Origin of the sequence: Acetobacter indonesiensis (assembly GCF_000963945.1) — a bacterium.
GTDB classification, from domain to species: Bacteria; Pseudomonadota; Alphaproteobacteria; order Acetobacterales; family Acetobacteraceae; genus Acetobacter; species Acetobacter indonesiensis.
In genome coordinates this window covers 39,426-65,469 of sequence record NZ_BAMW01000021.1, presented here as the reverse complement: position 1 = coordinate 65,469, position 26,044 = coordinate 39,426, and the positions used below count along the sequence as shown (strand labels likewise).

The window sequence follows — 26,044 nt, the reverse complement described above, 5'->3', positions numbered from 1 at the left end:
ACGACCCAGCGTCGGAATGCTCGGACCACTTACAGAGACGGGGGGAGTCTGATCTGACATGACTTAGTTCCTGCGTTCAATCACGTAATAGGCCAGCGCCTTCAGGCGGTCGGCTTTGGCTCCGAAAGGAGCAAGGTCTTCAATGGCCAGTTTGGTCAGCCGTTCGGCTTCGGCCCGTGCGCCGTCAATGCCCAGCAACGCGACAAAGGTGGACTTGCCAGAGGCTTCGTCCTTACCTGCGGTCTTGCCAAGTTCTTCAGCCGTGGCGGTTGCATCCAGAACGTCATCAGCAATCTGGAAGGCTGCGCCGATATTGGCCCCGTAGGACCGCAGGCGGCTTTGCAGATCTGCATCGGCTTGGCCCAGAATGGCACCAGATTCAGCGGAGTACCGGATCAGGCAGCCAGTTTTAAGCGCATGCAGGTGACGGACTTCGTCAAGCGGCAGGGCCCGGCCTTCGCCTTCCATATCAATCATCTGACCACCAACCATGCCAGCCGCACCAGAGGCACTGGCAAAAGCAGAAATCAGGGCAATACGAACATCCGCGTTCTTGTGCGTCTGGGCATCAGCCAGAATTTCAAAGGCCTTGGTTTGCAGGGCATCGCCCGCCAGAATAGCGGTTGCCTCGTCAAATTTACGGTGTGTGGACGGCTGGCCGCGCCGCAGATCATCATCATCCATTGCGGGAAGATCGTCATGCACCAATGAATAGGCGTGCAGCATTTCAACTGAAGCGCCAACACGGGCTGATTGCGCTTCCGGCACTCCAAACAGGCTTGCGGTCTCTACTGCCAGATAACCACGAAGGCGCTTGCCGCCGCCCAGTGTGGCGTAACGCATTGCGTCAATAAGCCGTGCATCGCCACCGGTGGTTACAGGCAGAAGCTGGTCAATGGTGGCTTCAACCAGCTTGGCGCGGGTTGCCATATCGTTACGCAACGACGCTGCGTTGGATGATGACTCTGTCTGCGGAGAAGAGACGGTTGTCTGGTCAGTCATTGGCATCTCAATCCATAGGTTTCATGTCCAGAGACCCATTGGCCTTCTGGACGATCGCCTGAACGCGGGCCTCCGCCTCGCTCAGCTTGGTTTCACAATGCTGGCGTAAGGCCGCCCCGCGCTCGTACGATGCAATGGCTTCTTCCAGCTTTAACTGGCCGCCTTCCAGGCCACGCACAATTTTCTCCAGTTCGGAGAGCGCATCCTCGAAAGACAGAGACTTGATGTTATCCGCCATGGCGCAGGTCTTCCTATCCGTCATGAGGCGCAGGCATTACTCCGATAACAGGGTGTCTGCCAAGTCTTGTGACGCAGATCAGCTTAGAAAACATACCGCCCTTACGACTGCGGTATGTCTGCGCGCCGTCTGATTGTGAAGGAAAGGGTGCCATTTTCGTCTGTGAAAGCCACAAGAGCATGCCCTGTTTCACGACAAAAAACCTGAAAATCAACAATTGAGGCGCGGTCGGTTGTCAGAACCCGTAATCTTCCGCCTGCGTCCATGGAACGAAGAAGACGGTTGGCCTTTAAAACCGGGATGGGGCAACTTAACCCCCGCGCATCAAGAAGAGCCTCATTCATGACACATAGCCTTGTATAGAGAGACAAAGATGTGTGATTGCATATTTCACTGAATTATCCCATGCCTCATGGCAATCGCGTTGTTTTAGCCGGAAGAGACGTTAGGTCGCTATATGTCAGATTATCGCCTTGGAATCGATCTTGGGGGTACTAAGATCGAAATTGCAGCTCTCGACCCTGCTGGGGAAATTCTCATACGGCACCGGGAGCCTAATCCTGGCTCCTACGACGCGCTTTTAGTCAAAATCCAGCAGATGGTTGATGCGGCAAAGGCCGAAACCAGCCCAGCCGCAACGCTGGGTATTGGTATACCGGGGGCAATTGATGCCCGTACGCGTTGCGTCAAAAATGCTAATGCCACTTGGCTCAATGGTCGGCCTTTTGGGGATGACCTGGAAAAAGCTCTCGGTTGTCCTGTCCGTGTAGAGAATGACGCCAACTGTTTTGCGCTGTCGGAAGCCATCGACGGGGCCGCAGCAGGCCGCAAAGTGGTGTTTGGCGTTATCCTTGGCTCCGGTGTTGGCGGCGGCATTATTGTGAATGGGGAGCCCATGACGGGCCTACATCACATTGCCGGGGAATGGGGGCATATTCCGCTACCTTGGGTTAGGGAAGAAGAGTTCCCGATGCCAAAATGCTTCTGTGGTAATTCTGGCTGCCTGGAGCGTTTTCTGTGTGGGTCGGCGCTGGCAGAATCATGGAAAGGCCCTGGTGAGCGGAGCACTCAAGGGATAGAGGAAGCCGCAGCATCTGGCGATGAAGCCGCAATCCGGGCTCTTGACCTGTATGTGGATCGTCTAGGCCGTGCATGTGCATTGGTTGTGAATATGCTTGACCCAGACGCCATTGTGTTAGGTGGCGGTGTATCAAACCTTCAGACGATTTATGACAAAGTACCAGACGTCATGAAGCGTTACGCTATTACGCCAGAGTGCAACACCGAACTGTTGAAAAACAAACACGGTGATAGTTCTGGTGTGCGTGGCGCAGCATGGTTGTGGGGTAATTAACCCTTCCATTCGTTAAGCATGGAAATGGCCTGAGAGGCTGACCAAGTCTCTCTCGTTATCGAGTTGGTCCGTATCCCGGTTCAATTTCGTGATCGGAAAAAAGAAAACGGCCTGACAGAAATCAGGCCGTTTTCCAGAAAAATCAAAAACCCAATTTAGGGCACTCCCTGATTTCAAGGAGTGCCCATAATCAGTTAGAACGGTGCGTCGATATCAACGACGTCAATAAGCTTGTGGTTAACAAACTCTTTGATGCCCAAACCGATCAGTTCACGGCCATAGCCTGACCGTGCAACACCACCGAACGGTAGATCCGCCTTCACCATTGTCGGGTGGTTTACATACACCATACCAGTGTGAATCTGTTCAGCCACTTTCACGCCGCGTGCAGTGTCTTTGGTAAAGACAGAGCCACCAAGACCAAAGGGTGAGTCATTGGCAATGCGAATGGCGTCTGCTTCGTCCTTGGCGCGATAAAGCTGCGTTACGGGGCCAAAGAACTCCCAGTGACGGGCTTCATTGTTCTCATGCAGATTGGTCATCAGCAGAGGCTGGAAGAAGGCACCTTTTTCAGGCACTGGCGCACCGATAACTTCAACCACAGCACCATGCTTCTTTGCTTCTTCAACCTGAGCTTTCAGGTCATCAGCCGCTTTCTGGGAAGACAGAGGAGCGAGCGTGGTTGCTGGGTCCATTGGGTCACCAGCTTTCAACTTGGCAACTTCTGCTTTGTAGATTTCCAGGAACTGGTCGTAAACGGAATCAACAACGATCAGGCGCTTGGAAGATACGCAAACCTGTCCGGCGTTCCAGTGACGGCCGAAAGCAGCCCATTTTGCAGACTTTTCAACGTCTGCATCTTCCAGAACGATGAAAGCATCCGCACCGCCCAGTTCCATGGTGGCTTTTTTCAGAGCCTTACCAGCAACACTGGCAACAATAGCACCAGCACCTTCAGACCCAGTCAAAGCCACACCGCAGACGCGAGGGTCATTCAGGATGACTTCAGTGTGGTGACGGGCTGCATAGAGGTTGCGGAATGCGCCTTTTGGCAGGCCAGCTTCCAGCATCAGATCATCAAAAATCGCAGCGCTCTGGGGCACGTTGGAGGCATGCTTCAGAAGAACAGTGTTACCGGCAGAAAGCTGTGGCGCAATGATGCGGGCAATCTGGTAGTAAGGGAAGTTCCAGGGTTCAATGGCGAATACAATGCCCTGCGGCTGGTGAACCAGAACCGCTTTGCCTTCCTTGGGGTCCGCTACCGGCAGATCTTCTGGCTTCAGCAGATTTTCGGCATTTTTTGCGTAGTATTCAAAAATTTCGGCTGACAGAATGGTTTCAAGCTTTGCTTCTTCGTAAAGCTTGCCCATTTCAAGCGTCAGCAACTTGGCATATTTATCAATGTCACGACGAAGAATGTTTGCCGCTGCGGTCATAACCTTTGCGCGTTCGGCAAAGGAGACGTTACGCCAGCTTTTAAACGCTTCGTAGGCATCATCCAGAGCAACTTTGATTTCTGCATCAGTTGCTTCAGGGAACGTTTTTACCGTTTCACCAGTGTAGGGATTGGTTGTTGCGTAAGCCATAGTTCCATAAATCCGGTGCTGAGAGTTCAAAAACGAAGGCAGAAGAACCGGTATCCTTAAAAAAGGACATCTTACGTTTCTTCCGTCAAAGAGGCTTCATGTGTTGGGTACATGAAATTGAGAAGATGTCACACCCGAGGGCAACATGATTTGACTGTAATGTAATAATCTTTCCGCCAGTCTTGGACCTCTTTTATATATCAACATGTGGCTGCTGTCGGGGTTCCGACCTGACCTGATACGGAACTGTAAATTACCCTTAGTGAGCAAGCAGCGTATCACTTACTAACGTAGTATGAAGGATAAGAGTTACAATAGCCATAGGGGGTCTTGACTGCTCATGCTGTGACAAAAGTGGAATGAAAGATCGATTTGGTAGGGTGGGGATTGTTACAACGCAACGTCCTGCTGTCAAGGATGGTCGGAGTGTAATATTCTTTCAAAATCAAAATTTGGCTTAGACATGGGATGTTGTCTGGCCGAAAAAGCAATAACGTTTCTGTGATCTCAAATTGAGAATTGCAGGTCCACATTTTTATCGGAAATAACGATTTGTCATCGTTTTTTCGGCGTAATTTATCCTTAATTTTATTTTTAATTAGATATGGGTAAAATACCTTACCTTGTAAATTTCAAAGGAGGTTTCTGGGGCATGGTTGGCAAATTCGAACTCTACAAAGACAAAGCCGAGGAATATCGGTTTCGCCTTAAAGCAGGAAACGGCGAAATTATCCTTGTCAGTGAAGGGTATAAGCAGAAAGCCAGCGTCGAAAATGGCATTGACTCTGTAAAGAAGAATGCGCCGATTGAGGCGCATTACGAGAAAAAAGTGTCTACCTCGTCAAAACCAATGTTTAATCTGAAGGCAGCTAACGGCCAGATTATTGGGACGAGCGAACTTTACAATAGCACTTCAGCACGTGACGCAGGTATTGAATCCGTCAAGAATAATGCCCCAACGGCTACGATTGTAGATTTAACTGCGGCCGCATGAGTAGGGTGACGAAGGCATTAACCCCTGCCTTCGTCATATATTTTCTTTTGACAGCGCTTTAAACTGTGGCCTCAATTTTCAGGCGGTCAGCTTCGAATTGTGTAGTGGTAAGGTAATCTGTGCCTGAAGGCCATGAGGCTTGACGTTGCTCAAAACGAGCTTTCCTTGGTGCCGACTGACAATGGCTTCTGCAATAGACAAACCCAGACCAAGACCTCCATCGGATGCACGGGCGGGATCCAGTCTGTAAAATGGCAATAAAGCAGAGGGAAGCTGCGCATCCGGGATACCGGGACCATCATCGCATATCGTGATAATGGCGTGACGTGTGTCGCTTTCAAGATGGATGGAGACTTCTGACCCGTATTTTAGGCCGTTATCGACAAGATTGCTTAAAGCACGTTCCAAAGCTGTTGTCTGGCACACACAAATAAGGTCTGACGGGCCTTTGTAGGTTACGTTTCTACCAACAGCACTATACTCCATGCTTAAGCTTTCAAGCAGAGAGGCAAGATCTGTCCGCTCGGGCTTTTCTGCCTCTGTCTGCTCGCGCAAGAAGTAGAGGGCGCCATTTAGCATTTTGTTCATAAGCGTTAAATCATGATGCAACGCTTGGGGTGACGCTTCTTCTCCGCCAATTTCCAGCCGCATGAACAGGCGTGTTAAAGGTGTGCGCAGATCATGCCCGATGGCAATCAGCATGCGGGTACGCTCTTCTACAGAAGCCGCAATACGGGCCTGCATGCGGTTAAACGCACGTGTGAGGCGCTTGACTTCTGTGGGGCCTTGTTCGGGTAAAGGATCAGGCGCGATATCGTACCCAAACGCATCTGCACCTTTAGCGATGTTACGCAGGGGGCGGCTGATATACCAGATGCTCCAGAATGTTAAAGACAAAGTAATGCTTAATAATGACAGGAAAGACACCATGAGAGGTGTCGTCAAATGCATGAAGTGATGAAAATGGATATGGGGAAAATTGTAAGCACGAATACTAATCGTGCCTTCTGGCAGGTAGATATAAGAAGATGGTCGCCCAGACTCATCTGGCGCGCAGCTTTTGAGCTGGATTTGGCGCTCGCTCATATCCAGACGGGAGAGGAGAATACGGTGGAGGAGTTCGGCAAGATGATCAACCGGGACTTCTTCACAAGGTAAGGGAACAGTAACGGAAAAGGTAATTTCAGAATTAGAAATTTTTTTTGCAATCGCTTCCCGAGTTGCAAGCGGTGCTGCCTGAAGTGCCTGAATCCCTGTTTCCATAGCCTGTGCGTTGGCCCAAGGACCCGGCGGGACAGGGGGCATAACGGGGCGGAACTGATAGAGCAAAAAAGAAATAACGCTTAAGGTCAGGATCATGCTCAAAGAAACGAGCATGACCATCTGACCGTAAATGGTGTGAGGGTAGAGACGACGAAATTTTTTCATGGTCTGATATCGTCGGGATCGAAGATATAGCCATCTCCACGAATGGTTCGGATCAGTTCAAGCTGGCGGCCTTCATGTGACAGTTTACGGCGCAGGCGGCTTATCAGCAGGTCAATGGCGCGGGGGTCTATGTTCTTTTCATCCCCATGCATTCGTGACAGCAGTTCTTCTCGTGTAAAAACACGATGCATATTCTGGCACAGGATGAGCAGCAGATCAGTTTCTGAGCCTGTTAGCGCAACCCGAATACCTGTTTTACCGTAAAGTGCGCGTTTTGCTGGTTCAAAAAGCCAGTTATCAAAACGATACTGCAATACCGCTTCTGTTGCAGAAGTTGCAACCGGTGTTGCGGCACGTCTGAGAATAGCGCGAATACGCGCCGCGAGTTCTTCAAGGTCGAACGGTTTGGAAACATAATCATCAGCGCCCAAGTCCAGGCCGGAAATGCGGTCTCGTAAATCATTAAGCGCACTAACCATGATGATACGCGACAAAGAAAATTGGCGTAGATGCCGGCAAATGGTTTGCCCGTCTTCTTCGGGCAGCATCAGGTCAAGAAGTGTCAGATCAATCGGGGCTTTCTGCTGAGCGGTAATGACCCCTGCCAGATTAATGGCAGTAGAAACTGTATAACCCAAGCGCTGGAGATAGCGTTGCAGCAAGCCACATATTTCAGGGTCATCCTCAACTACCAGAATATGCGGAGTATGGGTGCCGGACGGCGATGACTGATCTTCTATCAAAGGGGCAGCCGGAGAGCTTGGGTTATGTTCTGACAATGCGTACCTCAGGGTGATAAACTAGCTTGATACCATAACGTGAAAGCGTAAAAATAGAGAAACAAACTGGTAAGGCTGTTCCAATAAGACTGTCCGTATGTGGTATTAACAAAGCGCTTATCTGGAATTGTAGGCGTAATTTTATGAAAAATCACGCCAATGCTGTCCGGGCACGACTTTATGTCAAAAATGAAAATAAATACTTTTAGTGTAAACGTTAGTGAATGGCGGCAGCGGGCGTATTTAGCTGATAGAGTGTCAGAGAGGTATCGCCTTGAGGTGCTTTGAACACCAGATGATAATCAGTATCTAGTTTTTGATATAATATGCGGCGAACGTCCGTATTTTCACCCGCAAGTGCAGGTTCCCGAGACATGATGTATAGGGGGTTTCCGGCAAGAATACGTGTTATTTCCTTCGCTGGCTGCATGCCTGTTGCGTCCTGTTCAATCAGTTCATGAAAGTGACCAGGGAAGGGGCGTGTCGTCAGATAGCAGAAATTATAAAAGTCATAAAAAATAGGTGATCCACTATAGATAAACAGGCATCCTTTCTGACTATTCATGGTGCGTAAAATAGTGTGGAAAAGTGTATTATCTCCTCTTGTGCTCTGATGCTTTGCAACAGTGACCTGCCCTTTTACGGTTGAATAACAAAGAAGAAGAGAAAGCCAGACTTTTCCTGCATTTTTGTTCCATAATGGCGCACAAGCTATACAAAGTGGTGGGAAAAGAGGGAGAGCGTAATGCGTATACCAACTACCGAAAACGATTACGCCCAATAGAGCAGAGCAGGCCCATAAATTAAGAAATAGAGAGCATGATTTCTGGCATTTGCTCATCTTTGGGCTAAAAAAACGCCTGAAAGGGATGCTAATAACCAGAGGAATAACCATCAATGAGAGTTTGATGGCTTGATGTCTGACGATTTCTGGCGGGCGGTGCCCCCGGTGGAAAATAGAATTTATGTTGGCAAACCACCATTCATGACCATAGCCAAACGCAAAATAAAAGACTGCCACAGAAACGGTTGGGAGGACTGCTATAAGAATCCATACGAGGCTTTGAGTAATAACTTTTTCTATGGAGCGTGTTTTTTTGTAGAGTATCGATATCAGGAAACAGCCAGAAAATACACCTTCGAAAACTGTTGTGTATTTTATCTGTAATGCAATACCAAATAGAAACATCACTTTATAGGCAGTATGACAAAGATTTTGAGTATTATATTTGTCGTTAACAATATATTTTGAAAGAATGTATAGTGCTGCGCAGACAATCAAATTATAGAAAATGGGCGATTGGCCGCCTTCCCCCCCCGCAATATTTAAGTAAGATACATAAAGGAGAGAAGAAATTAAGGCACCTGTAGAGGATGCGATGGTTCTGGCCATTTTCATAATAAAAATTGCCGTAAGCATAACGCATACTGTGGCACCAATTTGATATGCGATTATTCTGTAAGCACCGAATAAATGAAAAAAAGCATAAATCAAAAACAACCCGAATGGTTTGCGATCCCATATATCGACAAATGGAAAATAACCATGCAGTAATTGCCCCCCCGTAAAGAGATAAAATCCTTCATCGACATCAATCAGCGGATTGTTAAGAGAGGAGGCCCGGGAAAAAATGGCAAATATAAATATTATAAAATAAAAATAATTTTTCTTATTGAGATACGATTTTGCCAAAATATTCATTGGAACAATCCTTAAATAGTATTCTGTTTTTTCATTCTGCTTCTGACAAGAAATGTGATGAGTTTCAGAGAAACCTTAAGGTCAAGTTTACTTTCCCCATGCAGCCGGGGACGGAAAACCATAGGCACTTCTTTTATTTTCAAAGTAGGTTTCGACGTAAAAATAAAATCCAATAATATTTTGAATCCACTTCCCGTCATTCTGGGGGCTGCTTCTTCAAACAGGTCACGTTTGAATGCAAAAAAGCCACTCATTGGGTCTTTTAAGGCAACGGGTAAAAGTAGCTTGCTTACAAAGCACCCAACAAGAGACAAAGCGCGTCTCCAGTTATTTTTCAGGCCGTCGTTGGTGCCACCTGCCACCATACGGCTGGCAACCGCCAGATCATACCCATTCTCACAAATTTCATGCAGCATGGGTTTAATACAGGCTTCGTCGTGTTGGAGATCCCCGTCCATAACGACAGCAAGGGAAGCGGAAGAAGAGAGAACGCCCTCAATAACTGCTGAAGCGAGGCCTTTTCGATGAAGGCGACGGATGCCTCGGATGCGTGGGTCTAGCGCCGCGCAGTGTCTAACAACCTCTGTTGTCCCATCGGGTGAGTTATCATCGACAAAAATGATTTCCCAATTATAGGGAAGGTCACAATTTTTTATAGCAGTAATGAAGGGGTTAATATTATCTACTTCATTATAACACGGGACAATGATGCTGACAGTCGTGCCATTAGTAAGATGTGTATCAGCGACTATTTTCTTGAAAGTATCTGTTTTTAGATTTGGGATGCTGGTTAGCGTGCTAGACATTATTACATTATCCACAAACAAAAAATCTCTAATCAATAAATTCTAATGAATAAAATAAACCAAAGTTTTTGTAAGTATAGACAAGCATAGTATTAAGCCTCACATAATGTGTGCTTATAAGGTGAAAAATGTGTGGCAAAGATTGGGTCTATGCTTATCAAAATAGACACACCACGTTTTGTGTCTGATTCATGACTATTTGACTGATGCGAAAAGCGTCGTAAGTCGAAATGTATTGCAGAGTGAAGAGTAAAGTAAGAAATGGGAAAGACTGCCGCAGCAAAAGGGACAGTCTTTCCTTAATTTTTAGCCGAACAATAACCTAAAAGTTTTTATCAAAATTCTGAAACTGCAGAAAAATATGCTCCCCGGCGCTGACCATATTGCGCCTGATAAATACCAACGCCACTGCCGTCTCGTAACTGGTATCGTTTATCAAAGAGATTGACGATGTCGGCCCTTAATTTGAAGGCATGTCCGATTGGGACGTGGGTGAATGTGTGTTCATATCCAATGTTGAACACGTCATATTCGGGCTCTTTTTCCTGGTTGGCAAAGCCGCTTCTTAAACCGTTTCCGTAAACAAAATCGACGTAAGCCATGTCATGCTTGGTGGCGTATGAGACACCAGCGGTTGCGGTATAAAGGCCTTGGTGGTCAAGCTGTATAGCGTGGTTTTTGATGTAGGATAGCTCCTCGACGCTAAATTGATATTGGGCAGAATTAATATCGCGCGCGGATGTTTTCACGAATGAAAAGTTTCCAAACACAGACCAGTGCCCACGCCGCCATGAACTGCCGAACTCTGCACCATAGACGCGTCCACGTTTGTAGCTGAAGGGTGCGAGTATGACGGCTCTACCAAATTGGCCCAGGTCGGTCAGGTCGTGCGCCCATTTACTATAGGCATCTATCGTAATCTGAAAATTAGGAGTTATTTTTTGTAAAATACCAGCATCGACATAATGCGATTTTTCTACTTTGGTGGGGGTATTCAGGGTGTTTTCAGCGGCATTTGTTGTGCCTTGAAAACGGGCAAGTGTGGAGGAATAGACAAACTGGGGTGAAGGAGGCGCAAAGTAACGCGAGTAACCAATATGCAAGGTGGTTGTGCGTGTTGGCTTCCAGACCATGTTAGCGCGGGGGCTAAGTTGCCCCTCGTTCCCGAAAGAAGACGCGAAACGATCATAGCGGATGCCATAGTTAAATGTCAGATTGGATGTGACTTTATATTCGTCCTGAAGGTAGGCTCCAGCTTCGACAGACCAGTTTCCTGTATTGTCAATAATTCTGGTTGGCACGTTTGATGCCTGGTTACCAGCTTCATCCGTCAGGAAAGCAAGCGTATTTGTTTGCAGCTTTTCAGCGGTATATTGGCCAAGCAGACCAAAACGAAGCGTGTGATGTTTTGCTATGTCATAAGATAGGTCAAACTGAGCACCGCCGGTTGTGAAGTCGTTAACCTCGTGCTCGGAAGCGCCTTGATAAATAAGATCTCTAACAGGATCAGGTTTGTAATCAATGCGCCCATATCGGAAGTAAGGAGAGAGCTGAAAATTTAGTTTATCTTCACTGTGTTGATATGAAACAACAGCATAATAATTTTGCTCCGTCTGGCTATCGTCCAGTTTTGCCCAGTTCATTTCTGGTGTGTGAGGATCAACGCCGGCTACATCATAGATTGGAGTATAGTTCGGGCTTGTTATGTCAAAGGTTTTGAATGAATTCGGTATCTCAAAATCAGCATAAGATGCGCTGGTCAGGAGTGTAACGCGGTTGGCGTCATCAATGTGATAGGACAGATATGAAAACGCTTTCCCTTGTTGTGTCAGGTCATGGACCGGCCGAAAACTGGCGGTCGGGTTTTCAATACCTATTGTATTATGCGTGAAGGAAAAGGTTGTAAAATAATCAAGTTTGCCCTTCTGGCCACCAAGTTGGAGAGACGGCACAAAGGTATTGTAACTGCCGCCATATAAAGACAACTGGTTATGTTTCAGGCTGGAGCCCGTTTTGGTTGTAACATCGACAACACCAGCAGTGCGGAACCCAAATTGAGCGGGTAGGGTGCCAGTCAGTAAGTCAACAGATTGAATGATGCGGGTATCGAGTTCCTGCCCAAACCCATTTAGCCCTTCGGGTAGTAACACACCATTCACCCGGTAAGTTAGACCACCATGTTCGCCGCGAACGTGGACCTCTCCATAGCTATCAAGAACCACACCTGGCACGCGTAGAAGAATCTGGTTGAACGCCGCATTCTGGCCTTGTGGGGTTGCGGCAATCTGTTTCTGATCAATGGTGTAATCAACTGCCCCTAACCCCGGAAATATACGGGCCCGTTCGCGGTTAAGGTGTCCTACAACAAGAACACTTTCTTTAGGCTTCTTGTCATCAAGTTTGGTAGCGTCAGTCTTCTGTTTCTTTTCACTGATAACAGCGTTCTTATCGTTGCTTTTCTCCACCAGAGGAGAGGCAGCATAGGCTGGGTGTGTGCTGAGGGCACATAACAGGCAACTCGCTCCAACCAAACAGGACAATTTATAAGGTATAGGTCGAGGAAACAACATAGAACGATTGTGCTTATAATTATAGCATATACTATAATTAGGATTGCGCATTTGGAAAGTGCCTTTACAGAAAATAGGTAAAACAACGTAACCTACAGAACTTAATTCCGTAGGTAGGGGAGGGGCCAAGTGAAGAGAGAGCGTCTTAACTGGAACATGACGATGGACGGTTAAGGAGGTTACTTAAGCTGGGTGCCGCATTTGGATGCTCGTAAGGATGTTGAAAAAAATAGGAAGCTCAAGAAAGCAAACTTTTTTGAAATATGCAATATGCTATAAAAAATAGTGTAAGGGTTATAATGAGTGATGGTGCAAAAATACGGTAGAGTTCGAAGGAGGGATTAAAACTTTGGTTTTGTTTTTAATTCTCTCTGAAGATAAAAAATGAATTTAATGGGTATTATTTAAGTTCGCGAAGAATTTGTAAAACTATACCTTTTGCTGAAAGATCAGTTTTTTTTGCGTCAATGAGCGTCATATCGCCAATACTGGAGAGCGTATGAAGGCCTTCATTATAGGGGGCTAATGAGGTCGGTATTTTGAGGAGTGATCCTGGGGTGCAGCAAATATGGTCGGGCGTTAGGGCTTCAAAAATAAGGGGGCGTATGCCGCGGCCATAGGTCGTTAGACAGTCCTGCACGGGAAGAATGATGCTTCCATTCGGTAAGATAATAGGCGTGCCGCCAGGGCGGGATGATGCCGCCCCTTTTTGTATTGGGTTTTGTTTATGGCGTGTCCATGGCCCGGTTAAACAAGAGGCATAAGCGACATGAAGTTCATGCTGTCTACCGGGTGACTTAGTCGCCAGCATATAAAAAAGCCACCACAGGCCATTATGAAAAAATGGTGTGGCATCAACAGCAATATCTCCACCCAAATCAATGTCGCAAAGTTTTTCCCATTTATCAGGAAATATATAGGCCTGATAAAGAGTTAATTTATTGTTTTTTGACGCTTCAGGTAAAAGGTAAAAGCAGTCATCCTGTTTGAACACGTAGGGATAGGAAAGATGCCAGGGTTCGGAAAGAACGGTTTTTCTTTCTCGCAAGGTAATATTTTCATCAAAAGAAAGGCACTCAATAATACCTTTTCGCGTTCTATAATCATAGTATTCTGCAAAAATGTAAAAAATATTATCTTCTTTAAGTCCGAATGGGTCAGCTAAAAAAGTATAGAATTTGAGGTCTCCGGTTATATCGATAGCCGTATCGGGTAAAAAGCCCGATGTCATAATTTCCTGAAGGCTTTTTTTTACCAGAAAGACTTTCCAGATATCTTTACGGAGTCCCATGAGATAAGCCCTTACTGCATACTCTTTTGAATTGAGCGCACAGCATCGAGATAAAGATCCCCGCCCACATTAATTCGGTATCTATCCATTTGAGCAGAATGAGATGTTCTTTCGGAAGAAAAAGTAGAGAGTTCTTTTATAATGGCGGTTGAAAGCGCTGAAACATTATCAACAGGAACAACGCTTCCTGCTGGCGTATTCATAAAGATATCGCGAATAGCGGGGGTGCAGTCGGTAGTCACCACACGGCAGCCGGCATCTAGCGCTTCGAGTAAAACTGCGCCGTATCCTTCGCGACGCGAAGAAAGAACAAAGAGGGAGTTTTCGCGCAGATAGGGGGTGATATCAGCAACATATCCCTGAATATGGATATTATTTTCCAAATGAAGAGATTTTATCTGTGCCTCCAGTGCAGGGCGATCTTCACCTTCTCCACAAATAGTTAGTTTTGCTTCGGGGTGCGTATCGACCACAAGTCGGAAGGCATTAATAAGCGTGTCAAAGCCCTTCTGTTCGGTCAGGCGACCTGCTGCCAAAACTGAATAAGGCGTATGCGCGTGGGTAATCGTAGGAACAGAAGGGCGCATAGGCAAAGCAGGAAGAGGAATAGTAAGAGTATCGTCTCTTTTAAGGATGGAATTGCTTTGCTTGGCCGTTAACGGATCCATAGCAACAACAATATCGCTCTTTTTCAAAAGATACTTCATGCGAATATTAAATATTTTTTGACAGATAAGTTTTCTTTTTGGTTTGTAAATGAGCGAGCTAATTTGTGACACAATAATTGGCCGTGACGTTGGCGCTATTTTCTGTAACTGGTGAGACACCTGCCAGTGGTAATTGCCGGGAATATAACAAAAATCGACCAGATGAGAGGAAAAATATTTTCTCGCTGCATGTGCCAGAGCACGAACAGAATTTTTGCCCCGTATAATGATAGGTGAAGCAGGAATGACAGTGATGTCTTTAGAAAGAAGGTCGCGCATTTGGCCATTTTTCTGGCCACAGAAAATTATAATGTTATGCCCTTGCTCACGCCAGTAATTGGCTAGTCGAATGGCAATCCGTTCCGACCCACCCAGATTGAAATCATGAATAACGATGCCGATGGTCAAGCGAGGCATCGCGGTCTTTGTTGCTCTGCTAGGGTGCGGCATTATCAGGCGTCAGTTCGGAATGTTGAGAAGGGTGGTCCATTTCTGCATAACCATGATCTTGCTGAAACGGTCACTGTTTTTGCTGGCGGCTTGGGAAAATTTTTGCCTCAACGCAGGCGACGCCATGAGCTGAAGGAGTGTTTCCGCCAGCCCTTTAATATCGCCTTGGGGCACAAGATAGCCGCTTTCTCCATGTGCGATAATTTCTGCAGGTCCGGTTTCACAGTCAAAAGCTACGACAGGAATACCATAGGCGCAGGCCTCCAGCAGGACCATGGGCAAGCCTTCATAGCGTGATGAGGAGACCACGATACCCGCGTCACCATAAAGTTTTTCGACGTTCTTGGTCGGTGGTTGAATTCTTACGCGCTGCATGGCCTCAGCTTGCTGAGATAAACTGGCCTGTTGCGGGCCTTCCCCGACTATCTGAAGCATCCAGTCCGTAGAGCGCGGATCGGCCTCAATCAGGTGCCAAGCAGCGAGAAGCCGATCAAACCCTTTTTGCGTTGTTAAGCGTCCTAACGCCATGACTGTATGCGCCGTGGGCGAAAAGATGTTTGACGCAGCCGGAGCCATGTTCGGAATACAGGTTATATGGGCTTTGGGGCAGGCTGCATCGGTCCACAATGCAATATCGCGTTGGGTCAGTGTAATGACATCATTGGCCCATCGTGCAGCAACCCGTCGGCCCCAGCCGCGCTTCTTCTTTCCCAGCAGCACATTGAAGTTGAAATGCTCCCACACGATGCTTCTGACACCAGCAATGCGGGCAGCGAGCACGGCATACAGGGCGTGTGTGCTTTCCACTATGACCAGCGCATCTAGCCGCAGACGTCTGATCAGTCGTGCCAGCCTGACGGTAAGGCGAGGCCACGAGTTAAGAAGTGAGACAGGATGGGTAAACAAACAGGTGCGATTGATCCGAGGATCCAGAGGATAAGCGGGAGCATCTGTTCCGGCAACTTCTATCAGGTGAATCTGCGCCTTGTCTGCAAGTCCATTCATGACGGCGCAGGCGGATCGTTCTGTGCCACCCATAAGGTGAATGTTGTGAATGACGAACCCGATATTCATTTAAAAAATACTTTAATAAGCTGAAAAATAACGCTTTTCCTGTGGCGTGCATGTAATGAAGTTCTGCCGCACTTTGCCCGATATGTCAATTTTGACACAAATTACTGTATGCCAAATAATTCTTAATCAAATTGTCTTTTTATTGCCTTCGGGGCCAAAGCAGGTTCTAACCCTGTCACGTCGCCTTAAAGGCTGATTTTAGACAGAGTTTGATGGTTCATATGGCATCTGGTTCGCATTCTGTTTTCACGCGTATTCTGAGCAACACTGGGGTCTTGATTACCGGGCGCGTAGTGAATGCGGTGTGCAGCTTTGTTTATGTTGCCTGGACCGCCCAGACACTTGGGCTTGATGCATTTGGCGTCATGATTCTGGTCACGACCTTTGCGTCTTTAGTGTCTGATATTACGCATCTTCAGTCGTGGCAGGCGCTTCTGCATTACGGAACGGCCCCGTTTAGTCAAAAGAAATATGACCAGTTTTATAATATTTTGGCCTTCTGTGTGCGCGCTGATTTTCTGAGTGGTGCAGTCGGCATGATATGCGGGCTTGGAGCGATCATGCTGGTAGGCCCGGTTTTTCTGGGATGGCCAGACTCTATAAAACCAGATGCTCTTCTCTGCATGCTGACCATCCTGTTCATGAATACAGGGTGGTCAACCGGGATGTTGCGGTTGTGTAACCGCTTCAAGCTGGTAACATTTTATGAATTTATTACAACCTGCGTGCGCACAGGTGGTTGTGGCATAGGGTATTTGCTGCATTTAGGTTTGGGGTATTTTCTATTTGTCTGGTGCGCGACACAGTTGACTATGTTTTTGTCATGCACGTGCGCAGGGCTTTATCTTTTGCGTAAACAGACCGGCGCTTTCTTGCCTATGAGGACACTCTTAAGCCCTGTAAGAAATGTGCCGGGGATATGGAAGTTTACCCTGAGCACAAGTGTCAATCAGGTTCTGGAATCTGTATTTCAACAAGGTGGCACTCTGGTTATCGGTGCAGTTCTGGGTGCGGGGGAGGCGGCTGTTTATCGGGTAGCCCGGCAGATAAGCAACGGACTTTCAAAGCCTGCGCAAATGATGCTGCCAACCCTTTATCCTGAATTTATCCGCTTTCGTGATAAGCAGGACTGGCAGGGCATGCGTCAGGTTACACTCAAATTATTCGGGTTGATTGCAGCATTTTCTATTCTGGTTTTTCTTCTGACTGTTACTGTGGGGAATAGTCTGTTTTCCTATATGCTGCATCATAGTTGGCCCGGCCAGAAAACCATTCTTGTGTTGCTGGTTTCCAGCGCGTTGCTGGATATCGGGCTTGTGCCGCTGGAACCGCTACTGACAGTGTTGGGGCAGATTGCGATGGTGTTGAGAGCACGGATAACAGTCATAGCGGTTTATTTTCCTCTCTTATATGTCTTGCTTCTTCAATGGGGTGTAGACGGGGCAGCACTTTCCAGCGTTCTGGCGTCATTTCTTATGTTACTGGTGTGCGGTATTCCTGTTTTCTCTTTCTTATGCGGGAGAGAAAACAAAAAGGGTCTTTCTATTTTTAAATAGAGAAATTATTTTCAATAATTTGTTTATTCGGGTCTCTACGAAACAAGAATAGAGACCCGAATATTTGGTGTCAGAATGCAGCGCTGACAGTACCAAAAAACTGCCTGACAGCCCCGCGTTCCATAGACTGATAGTCTCCTGTGGCGGGGTTGTCGTTCTGACCCATCATGGAAATATATTTATTGTTGAACAGGTTATAGACATTAAAGCTGGCTGTGACATCTTTCAGCACGCTTAGCTTCCCGAACCGATATTCTACGCCTGCGTTGGCAAGCCAGTAGCCCGGAGTGGAGGTATCATTCATGAAGCTATAGTAGCGGCGTCCAAAATAGTTCGCATCAAAATGGGCGGTTAGGCCTCTCCACGTATAAGAGAGGGCCGTTTTATACATCCAGGCCGGATAGTTGACGATATTCTTGCCTGCAAGAGCATAGTATCCACCGACCGTGTCTACATTCCGATCATAGGTGCCCTTATTATAGCTTAACGTATTGGTAAAATTCAGGCCGTGAATGGGCGTAAGGGTAATCGCACCGTTAGCCCCGGTCATGGAAATATGACCAAAATCGATAACCTGAGACACCGGGTTGGTAAGTGAGCCTACGGCTGCGGCCAGAATAGGGTGGATCAGGCTGGCATGATAGATGGTGGCATTTGCCTGAACAAAGCGGGATGTGTAGCGGTAGCCACCCAGATAAACCCAAGCCTTTGACGGTTCGAGCGTTTTTTTCTGGGCCTGAAAAGTGGCCTGATCTTGTACAGAATAGACAGAGTTAGCCACGCCATAGGCGGAGACTTCATAGGCGCGCATGTTTTCAGCAACGTCTATATAGATTTCATGGTGGGGATTGATATGCCAGTCCAGATTGACGTGGGGCAGAAAAGCCTGAGATGCCGTGAGTGAACCATTAGGCAGGGCATCTGCGCCGGTCCAGTCCGCATTATTATACGTGGCACCGCCAGCTGTTGTGGCAACCATGGATTTGAACCCGGCGTGCAGTGTTAGGCCGGGGGTCAGCTTGATGCTGTCTTGCAGATGAAACTGCATGACATTGGTGGTCCACTGAAAATTATAGCCTTGTAAAAAAGCGGGTCCATACGTGTTGTATGGTCCGACAGCCTTTAGAGGCGAACCCTGCCCAAGGACGGGCTGCTGATAGTTGAAGAGACCAGCCTGCTGGTTGTTATTTTCATACCAGACACCGCCTTCGAAAGTATGTCTGCCCCAAATATAGCGTAGTGTTGTGTCCAGACCGTAGCGTTCCTGACGGTTCTGCCAGACCTCTTCGGAAAAGGGAGCGCCGTTGGGGGAGGGATCTTCGCTATCGGTATAGCTGTAATAACCTGTCTGGCTGTGACCATATATGGTTGTGTTCCAGGTCAGGTGGTCAGTCAGGGCAAGGTCAAAATGCAGGCCGCCCATATAGTTGGTTTCAGCCTGACCGCCGTCATACATGGCAATTTCAGAGCCATCGATACCCGGAACATTCCCATATCCGGCGGGCAGGCTGGCGGTACCATTTGCGATACCGTATGCTTGGGCGTAGTTGGGATAAAGATGGGGCGTGCGCCAGCCAAGATTTTTCAGAATACCGACTGAGGTGTCTGGATAATTCCATTGCGCCAGACTTGACCAGTTAAAGAATGCAGACATGCGGCTGCGTTCCCCAATTGGCTGAACCAGCTTGGCATCAACCTGCTGCATGAACTGGTCGCCACTTCCCATCCACATCCCTTCATCCGTGCGGGCATAGGATGTGAAAAATTTGGTGCCGCTTTTATTCAGTTTACCAGAATCTAGTCGAACGTAAGTACGGTAGGAATTATAACTGCCAAATGTCTGACTGACTTTCCCACCGCGTTGGTCAAGCGGATCAGCCGAACCAATCTGAATGGTGCCGCCCAAGGTGTTGGTGGAGGGAAGTTCAACAGACCCTGCACCTTGAGACATACGCATATACTGAATGTCGTCAGGAATAATGGCGGATGCCAAGCTCATTCCACTGACTGACTGATAAGTCTGGTCGTTTAGTGGAACGCCATCAACAGTGACGCCCATCTGATTCATGAAGAAGCCGCGGACGTACAGGTTGGCACCAAAGCTATCGATACCAAATGCGTCGGTGGAGGAGAAACTGACGCCCGGCAGCCGATCAAGCATTTTATACGGGCTGGTGCCCGGAACATATTGACGCATGATGGCTTTTGAGACTGCTTGTTCGGCGTCTCGCCCTGTAAGCTGCCGTGCTGTTACAGAAACATTTTCTGCTTCATGCGCTTCCACATTGGTTGGTTTGGTGTGGCGACGGGATGCTACGGCTGGCTGATGGTCCGGCGCATTTGTCTGTGAGTGGGATAGCGACGGTTTGGCCACTTTATGGCGCGTAGTCTGTTTATGAGTGGCCTCGCCCTGGGCTGCTACAGCAGTATGCTGCATGGCAAACAGTGCAATGGAAGACAAAAGCAGATTTTTAGTGCGCACTGTGGCCAATACTCCAGAACGTACGGTTATAGTAAAGACCGGTGTCTTAACCGCATGTCCACCACATATGCAAAGCATTCAAGTCACAGTGTGATAATTCTGTTACATTTTGGATGATTTCTTGTTTTTACAGGGAAATAGCCATTTACAAGCTAATCGAGCCTGAATGTTGAAGCCCGGACACTATGCAATAGGGCTACATACTGTGGTTGGGGGTGCAGAATAAGTAAGGGGCCATATCAAGCGGAAGCAGCCTCAATCCACCGAGAAGGATGCCAGCGGCTACGATTTTTGGGCGATTTCTCGTTGTTTATAGTGGCACTTCCTGTAACCCCAAAAAGTGAAGGATCAATAGCCCAAGATCTGCCAGGTTGTCCTTGATAGGAGAGGAGTTCCACATTCCATCGTTGATCGTTCAAAAGCGACCGAACCCCGCCGGATGCAGGATGTGTCGAAGCAGGGGAATGTGTCCCAATGTGCCACTGTGTTGTGCTTGATGTCCCGATAAGAGGAGAGCCCAACGCCGACTGCGGTAACAACAGGAAAACGGTTACCCCACTAGATTTGGCAGCACGGTAAAGACGATTTGATTCTGCCGGGGATGGGGGCGCACGCATATCAATGATAAGGGCTGCGATGCCCGCCTCATGTAATATTTCTTCGCATAACCCCTGTAAGGCATTTTTGGCCGCCGTGACGCAGAGTAATCTGCCGGGATTTAGGGCTGTGTCGCGAATACCGGCAACGGATACATCAAGATACTCTTCTCCCACCCATAGAACAGGCCCGGCAATGTTTGCCAAAGCGGACGCAACAAAGCGGGAGGGTTTTGCCAGAGTCATTCGGTTACTGGCGGCACCATAAAATTCGTGCACAGCACCTCGCTCCAGTCCGCCAGTCAGATAGTGGTCGATAGAGGACTGACCCGTCGGAATAAAATTACTAACGACGTTTCCACACTGCTCCATGCGTATCAGTCTCTCACGCAGAAGAGCAACGGTATCGGAGTGAGGCGAGGTCATGGCGTTCTCCCTTGTTCTCGTCCGCAATACCAAGAACAAAACAAGAACACAAGAAATAAGAGAACGCCCTGCATGGAATGTCACAAAAGTCGGGCGTCCTTAATGGGTGTCAGCATTCCGGGAAATTGACAGCGAGGCCTCCCAGAGATGTTTCCTTGTAGCGATGGTTCATATCCCGGCCTGTTTCCGCCATGGTGCGAATAACCTGATCCAGTGAAACATGGTGTGCCCCGTCACCATGCATAGCCAGAGATGCAGCGTTAATGGCTTTGATTGCGCCAAAAGCATTCCGTTCGATACACGGGATCTGCACCAGCCCAGCCACGGGGTCACACGTCATGCCCAAATGGTGTTCCATGCCAATTTCTGCGGCATTTTCAATTTGAAGTGGGTTCGCACCAAGTGCGGCGGCAAGACCAGCCGCTGCCATTGAGGATGCGACACCAACTTCCCCCTGGCATCCAACCTCTGCCCCTGAAATAGAGGCATTGAGTTTGAATAATCCCCCAATAGCGGCAGCGGTCAGAAGAAAATCCCGCATGCCTTGCTGTGAAGAGCCGGGACAGAAGTCACGATAATAGCGAAGCACCGCTGGTATGACACCGGCTGCCCCGTTTGTGGGGGCCGTGACGACCCGGCCTCCGGCCGCATTTTCCTCATTGACAGCGATGGCAAACAGGCTGACCCAATCCATGACCTCGTGGGCTGGGCGGTCATTTTGTAACGACCTTTCGGTGAGCCGTTGGTACAGCTTTGCGGCACGACGGTTGACCTTCAGGCGGCCGGGCAGGGTGCCTGTTTCGCAAAGGCCTCGCTCAATGCACGCCATCATTGTATCGATAATTTTGTCCAGATACGTTTCAACCTCGTAGGGTGGACGTAAGGCAGCTTCATTTGCCAAAACAACCTCAGAAATGCTTTGTTCGCTTTCTGCTGTCCGCTCCAAAAGTTCCTGTCCGCTAGAAAAGTCATGCGGCATGTCTGGCAGCGTGTAAGTTGATCCTTCGGTATGAATTTCAGGAACAATAAAGCCACCACCTACCGAGCAGAATCGGGCTTGTGCAATTAAAGAACCGTTAGGAGAGAAAGCTTCAAACTGAAGTGTATTAGGATGTACCGGAGGGATTGTTTCTTTATCAAGAACAATATCTGTTTTTGGATCAAACCGGATGTGCCCTGCATCTGATAACAGCAAGCACTGTGTATTCACATTTTCTACAATACTGTTGGCAGTGTTGGGGTCTATGCTTTCTGGCGTTTCCCCGGCTAGCCCCAGAACGACGGCTTTATCTGTTGCATGGCCACTGGCAGTCCAAGCTAATGATCCGTACAGAGTGACCATTATGCGGCCAATTTCTACGTTGGGTTCCAGAGAATGGATAAAGCGCCGCGCAGCACGCATTGGTCCAACTGTATGAGAAGACGAGGGGCCAATGCCAATTTTAAAAAGGTCGAACAAACTGATCATAGAGGAATGGCTCTTTTGGTTCTGTAGCCTGACACAAGGTTCTGGATCGGCCGGTAGGTGGATATACTAAAACAGATTTGGCTATGTGGTTCAGATGATCGGGGTGTTTTTCTGAATATGTTATTTGGTCTCTTTATTATGTGGAGGATATTTTCTACGGACCAATGATAATAGTTTGATTATTTCTGATGAAAATAAAAATATAACGTGGAATATAATTTGAAATTTATAGTTTTGATATGGATATCGTTTATAAATTATACAGGATTTTTGGAAACATTTTAATTTATCTTTATAAGGTGAGTAATCAGTCTCTATTATTTAGGAATGGGAGAGTTATTTAGAAATGATTCGTTTCAAAAATATTTTCCTTTTGTATTTGCTTTATAATGGGAGTGTCGTTGTTCGGGCCGAAAAAATTGATCCTCTCATTATCCCTCCAACATGTCAGGGACACAGCGCAAGTAATTTACTGTGTCACCCTATATCGCCAAAAGTATTGTCGTTCTCTTCGGAGCAGGCAACATTTTTAAATCGTGTTTCACAGAGTGAAGACATAACAGTAAAGGGTAAAAGAAAAAATATTTACCCAGAAAAATCTGAAAACATTTACGCTAACGGTATGGATATCAAGATTCCTGTTTTAGGTAAAATTCATATGCAATTTGGTAAAGATGATGACACGTACGACCCATCAACCGGAGCGTATGTTGCGCTTTATGGGGAGGCTTTTACACTAGATCGGCTGACGTGCTCTGCCCATACCTGTCAGTAGCTATGATAGAGGGTTCATGACCGATTATCGCTGACGTAAAGAGCGTTGTGGCGCTTGCTGACGTTTTTTCAAGAGCGCTAGAGAGGAAACTCTACAATGATCAGCTACGCATCAAAGGTGTCATTTTTAATTAACGGTTGGTGTCTGGCCATACAGAATAAAAAACAGGCTCTGCCAAAAAAGACAGAGCCTGCATGGAAACCCTAATTTATAATATTTTAGGCGGATTTAGCTTCTCTGTTTGCGTCATCCTTGTCTTTGACCACGTAAGGGCCAGCGGCATTGATGGTCATGGACAGAAGGCCAATTTTTCCATCAGCGAGATGGTCGCCTAACGGCAGCTCTGCGTCACCGTTTGTCCAAGATGATTTTGTGTCAGTGTTTTCCAGCCAGCCTTTGGGCTTCTTGGACTGAAGATGAGCCGTGATGTCAAACTGCTGCTCTGCACAAAGGAGGTGCACTTCGGCGACGGAGACGCCAAAATAGCGACGATCATCGATAAATGGCCCAACCACGTCAGAAGGACGACTTGCGCGAGACACAATACGCACCGAGCTGACATTGGCAGGCAGCATAAAGTTATAAATCTGTCCATTGTGACGAATAGGGCGAATCACTGCACCATTGTCCGTGACCAGATGTAAATCTGGATCTGTAACCAGTTCTGCTGTTGTGGCAGATGCCGGGGAAGTGGCCAGATTGGCATTCTGTGCCACAATTTTATGGAACAAGGGTTCAACAAAGGCACGATCTACGCACAATGGTGCAGCGGCATCATCTTCCCAGGTTCGACCAACCCCACGCAATATACTGACGACCTTGCCCTCCTGACTGAAAGACGCCCGGTTGCCGGTATCTAAATAGCTTTCGGTCAGCATGCCATCCGCTGTGATAACAGAATGCTGGGCAGTTTCTACATGATAGTAATCATAGGACGTAATGGATTTATCGAAGAAAATAGACGCGCCATTGACCAACATACGTGCTGGTACGAACTTGCCTTCAAAAAATAAGCAATGTTCGGGGGTAATCAGCATGTCTTTGAATGGAACACCCTCAGAAATCGCATTTTTGAGAATGCGCACAGGCCAACCCGCTTCATCATCAGAAAGGTGAGGCTTTACTTGGGTATTGGCTTTGCCGACCCAGATAACTTTCTGGGAGATTTCCTGGTTAGTTTTCCAGTCAAAAGTGATAACTTCGTCACCAATGCTGATTTCTTCGACAGCAACATCTCCTCTTGGTGTGCGAATGAGGCTACCGCTCAAGAAGCAATTGAGCATACCTAAAAAGCTATCCCATGTGAGGGATTCAGGAGACTCACCAAGCGCCATTGTTAGTGGCGAAATCAGCACGGTGTCTGTTGTTTCGTCATAGACTTCATAGGTCGATCCTGTGCTGCCAGGGGCGTCACGAATGTAAACAACATCCCCGTGACCACCAAGCCACCCAAAAGTGATTGAATCGTTTGTAGAAAAATTTGTAACACTAGACGGGACGCCTGGTCCGTATAGCGTAATTGAGTTCGGCCATATCCCATCATTTGTGGAAGGAAATATAAGCGGCGTTGTTATGTTGGCCATAAGTGTGGTGCCTTTGGCTACAACAAGAGAACCACCAGAAACATTGTTGGCTGTAATATACGTTGAATTGAACGTTGTAACGCCATTTGTGGGAACAACGATGTCACCGTTTACTGTTAATAATGTTCGGGTATTTTTGGCGTTTCTTAATCCATTCAATGTCACATTACCATCACCGGTAATTGTTAAATTGGCGATGGTTGCTGACGTTCCTCCTTCAGGAAGTGTGATGGAAAGGGTAGAGCCAAGCGCTCCCGAATCAATAACGACATCTGATGTAGAAGTTGGAACACCGTTGCTCCAGTTACCAGCGTCATTCCAGTTGCTGGTGCCAGCGGCTCCGGTCCAGGTATCTGTTGTTGTGTCGGCCATAATACGTAACCTCAATCAAAATAAGTTTGTAAATCGTGAACATGTCGAAAATTAAATAATTTTTTTGTTAAGTCAACAAAAACAAAATAATTTTTTGAATTTATTTCCTGTGAAAATTAAGAATAATTTTTCGAATTATCGAAATAAATCTAAAAAAATATTTCATAATATAAGAAAAATTATGTAAAACTGAAAAACAAGAAAGAAATTTTAATGAAATAACGAAATTATATTTTTATATATAATTGGTATTGTCAAAAATTTATATTTATATGCTCAAAGGGGAGTTCTTTTGGGGAAGAATATTCGTCTCTTTACGCCTTCCACACATAAAATAACTCAACATGGAACGAGCGGGGTGAGTTAAGAACAAACATATGCAGCCGATCAGAAATGATATTCCAAAATATTCGATATTAAAGTTTCAAAGGGAATATCTGAAAGACCGTGTAGCTTGTGATGCGGAATTATTCGTGGTGTGCGCTGCAAGGGTGGAGCTGGCGACTTCATAACTTTGAAGCAGAATAGAAAGCCACATCCTAATTTTAAAACTATTGTTTGTGAATTTTGGCTGGGGGACCTGGATTCGAACCAGGGCTGACCGGGTCAGAGCCGGTAGTTCTACCGCTAAACTATCCCCCAGCATGGGGACTTTCGAAAGCGTTCTCAATCACTTCCGTGTCGGTGACGCTCTCCTAGCACCAGCAAAACAGGTGCGCAAGTGGGTTTGCAAAAAGATTTCTCATTTTGATGCATATTTGTCTTGCTCCTTTGGCGTCCGTCCCCAAAAATAGGAACTAACGAT

Annotated in this window: 20 protein-coding genes and 1 tRNA gene; 4 read left to right on the top strand and 17 right to left on the bottom strand. The window is 47.2% G+C overall.

The genetic code is table 11. The features are described from left to right. Positions 1 to 63: 63 nt before the first annotated feature. The 3 genes from Abin_RS07115 to Abin_RS07105 all read right to left on the bottom strand — a co-directional run bounded on the left by Abin_RS07115 (position 64) and on the right by Abin_RS07105 (position 1,584). Entirely contained in the window at positions 64 to 1,008 is a 945-nt protein-coding gene (locus Abin_RS07115) for a polyprenyl synthetase family protein (RefSeq protein ID WP_371862232.1), read from the bottom strand. A gap of 1 nt (position 1,009) precedes the next feature. Then, on the bottom strand, positions 1,010 to 1,264 hold the full coding sequence (locus tag Abin_RS07110; protein ID WP_370684436.1) for an exodeoxyribonuclease VII small subunit: 255 nt from the start codon (positions 1,262 to 1,264) through the stop codon (positions 1,010 to 1,012). 77 nt (positions 1,265 to 1,341) lie between these two features. Continuing rightward, a complete protein-coding gene (locus Abin_RS07105) occupies positions 1,342 to 1,584 on the bottom strand; it encodes a sulfurtransferase TusA family protein (RefSeq protein WP_048845660.1) in 243 nt (80 codons plus the stop codon). A gap of 113 nt (positions 1,585 to 1,697) precedes the next feature. Between Abin_RS07105 and Abin_RS07100 the strand changes: the two genes are divergently transcribed. Next, positions 1,698 to 2,594 carry an ROK family protein gene (locus Abin_RS07100; protein WP_048845659.1) on the top strand — a complete coding sequence of 299 codons (897 nt, stop codon included), beginning with the start codon at positions 1,698 to 1,700 and terminating at the stop codon, positions 2,592 to 2,594. A gap of 194 nt (positions 2,595 to 2,788) precedes the next feature. Here the strand turns inward: Abin_RS07100 and Abin_RS07095 are convergent, their stop codons facing one another. After that, entirely contained in the window at positions 2,789 to 4,180 is a 1,392-nt protein-coding gene (locus tag Abin_RS07095) for an NAD-dependent succinate-semialdehyde dehydrogenase (RefSeq protein WP_048845658.1), read from the bottom strand. 652 nt (positions 4,181 to 4,832) lie between these two features. On the opposite strand from Abin_RS07095, the gene Abin_RS07090 reads away from it, so the two are divergent. After that, a complete protein-coding gene (locus Abin_RS07090) occupies positions 4,833 to 5,174 on the top strand; it encodes a YegP family protein (protein ID WP_048845657.1) in 342 nt (113 codons plus the stop codon). A 78-nt stretch (positions 5,175 to 5,252) separates the two neighbouring features. Here Abin_RS07090 and Abin_RS07085 read toward each other — a convergent pair whose 3' ends face one another. The 8 genes from Abin_RS07085 to Abin_RS07050 form a co-directional block, all read right to left on the bottom strand. Further along, the gene (locus Abin_RS07085) at positions 5,253 to 6,602 is read right to left on the bottom strand and encodes an ATP-binding protein (protein ID WP_048845656.1); all 1,350 of its coding nucleotides are present in this window, start codon (positions 6,600 to 6,602) and stop codon (positions 5,253 to 5,255) included. After that, complete coding sequence (locus tag Abin_RS07080) at positions 6,599 to 7,381, bottom strand: response regulator transcription factor (RefSeq protein ID WP_052948182.1); 783 nt, start codon at positions 7,379 to 7,381, stop codon at positions 6,599 to 6,601. The genes Abin_RS07085 and Abin_RS07080 overlap by 4 nt, the downstream gene beginning before the upstream one ends. A 217-nt stretch (positions 7,382 to 7,598) precedes the next feature. Continuing rightward, positions 7,599 to 9,083 (bottom strand): ArnT family glycosyltransferase, encoded by a 1,485-nt coding sequence (locus tag Abin_RS07075; RefSeq protein ID WP_048845654.1) that lies wholly within the window; start codon positions 9,081 to 9,083, stop codon positions 7,599 to 7,601. A gap of 11 nt (positions 9,084 to 9,094) precedes the next feature. Next, positions 9,095 to 9,889: a polyprenol monophosphomannose synthase gene (locus Abin_RS07070; RefSeq protein WP_084593521.1), complete on the bottom strand. Its 795-nt coding sequence runs from the start codon at positions 9,887 to 9,889 to the stop codon at positions 9,095 to 9,097. A gap of 335 nt (positions 9,890 to 10,224) precedes the next feature. Then, positions 10,225 to 12,459: a TonB-dependent receptor gene (locus Abin_RS07065; RefSeq protein WP_370684439.1), complete on the bottom strand. Its 2,235-nt coding sequence runs from the start codon at positions 12,457 to 12,459 to the stop codon at positions 10,225 to 10,227. A gap of 400 nt (positions 12,460 to 12,859) precedes the next feature. Beyond that, positions 12,860 to 13,750: a glucosamine inositolphosphorylceramide transferase family protein gene (locus Abin_RS07060; RefSeq protein WP_048845653.1), complete on the bottom strand. Its 891-nt coding sequence runs from the start codon at positions 13,748 to 13,750 to the stop codon at positions 12,860 to 12,862. An 11-nt stretch (positions 13,751 to 13,761) separates the two neighbouring features. Beyond that, positions 13,762 to 14,865 carry a glycosyltransferase gene (locus Abin_RS07055; protein ID WP_158319896.1) on the bottom strand — a complete coding sequence of 368 codons (1,104 nt, stop codon included), beginning with the start codon at positions 14,863 to 14,865 and terminating at the stop codon, positions 13,762 to 13,764. Positions 14,866 to 14,916: 51 nt separating this feature from the next. After that, a complete protein-coding gene (locus Abin_RS07050) occupies positions 14,917 to 15,981 on the bottom strand; it encodes a glycosyltransferase family 4 protein (protein WP_048845651.1) in 1,065 nt (354 codons plus the stop codon). Positions 15,982 to 16,202: 221 nt separating this feature from the next. Between Abin_RS07050 and Abin_RS07045 the strand changes: the two genes are divergently transcribed. Next, positions 16,203 to 17,537 carry a lipopolysaccharide biosynthesis protein gene (locus Abin_RS07045; protein WP_048845670.1) on the top strand — a complete coding sequence of 445 codons (1,335 nt, stop codon included), beginning with the start codon at positions 16,203 to 16,205 and terminating at the stop codon, positions 17,535 to 17,537. 70 nt (positions 17,538 to 17,607) lie between these two features. Here the strand turns inward: Abin_RS07045 and Abin_RS07040 are convergent, their stop codons facing one another. From Abin_RS07040 to Abin_RS07030, 3 genes are all read right to left on the bottom strand, one after another. Then, positions 17,608 to 19,974 carry a TonB-dependent receptor gene (locus Abin_RS07040; RefSeq protein WP_371862233.1) on the bottom strand — a complete coding sequence of 789 codons (2,367 nt, stop codon included), beginning with the start codon at positions 19,972 to 19,974 and terminating at the stop codon, positions 17,608 to 17,610. A gap of 284 nt (positions 19,975 to 20,258) precedes the next feature. After that, entirely contained in the window at positions 20,259 to 21,041 is a 783-nt protein-coding gene (locus tag Abin_RS07035) for an ImuA family protein (protein WP_048845649.1), read from the bottom strand. Between the two features lie 109 nt (positions 21,042 to 21,150). Then, positions 21,151 to 22,509: an L-serine ammonia-lyase gene (locus Abin_RS07030; RefSeq protein WP_048845648.1), complete on the bottom strand. Its 1,359-nt coding sequence runs from the start codon at positions 22,507 to 22,509 to the stop codon at positions 21,151 to 21,153. Positions 22,510 to 22,855: 346 nt separating this feature from the next. On the opposite strand from Abin_RS07030, the gene Abin_RS07025 reads away from it, so the two are divergent. Continuing rightward, a complete protein-coding gene (locus Abin_RS07025) occupies positions 22,856 to 23,284 on the top strand; it encodes a hypothetical protein (RefSeq protein ID WP_048845647.1) in 429 nt (142 codons plus the stop codon). A 218-nt stretch (positions 23,285 to 23,502) separates the two neighbouring features. Here the strand turns inward: Abin_RS07025 and Abin_RS07020 are convergent, their stop codons facing one another. Both Abin_RS07020 and Abin_RS07015 read right to left on the bottom strand, forming a co-directional pair. After that, complete coding sequence (locus Abin_RS07020) at positions 23,503 to 25,239, bottom strand: Hint domain-containing protein (protein ID WP_048845646.1); 1,737 nt, start codon at positions 25,237 to 25,239, stop codon at positions 23,503 to 23,505. A gap of 568 nt (positions 25,240 to 25,807) precedes the next feature. Beyond that, positions 25,808 to 25,881, bottom strand: a tRNA-Gln gene (locus tag Abin_RS07015). Positions 25,882 to 26,044: the final 163 nt, after the last annotated feature.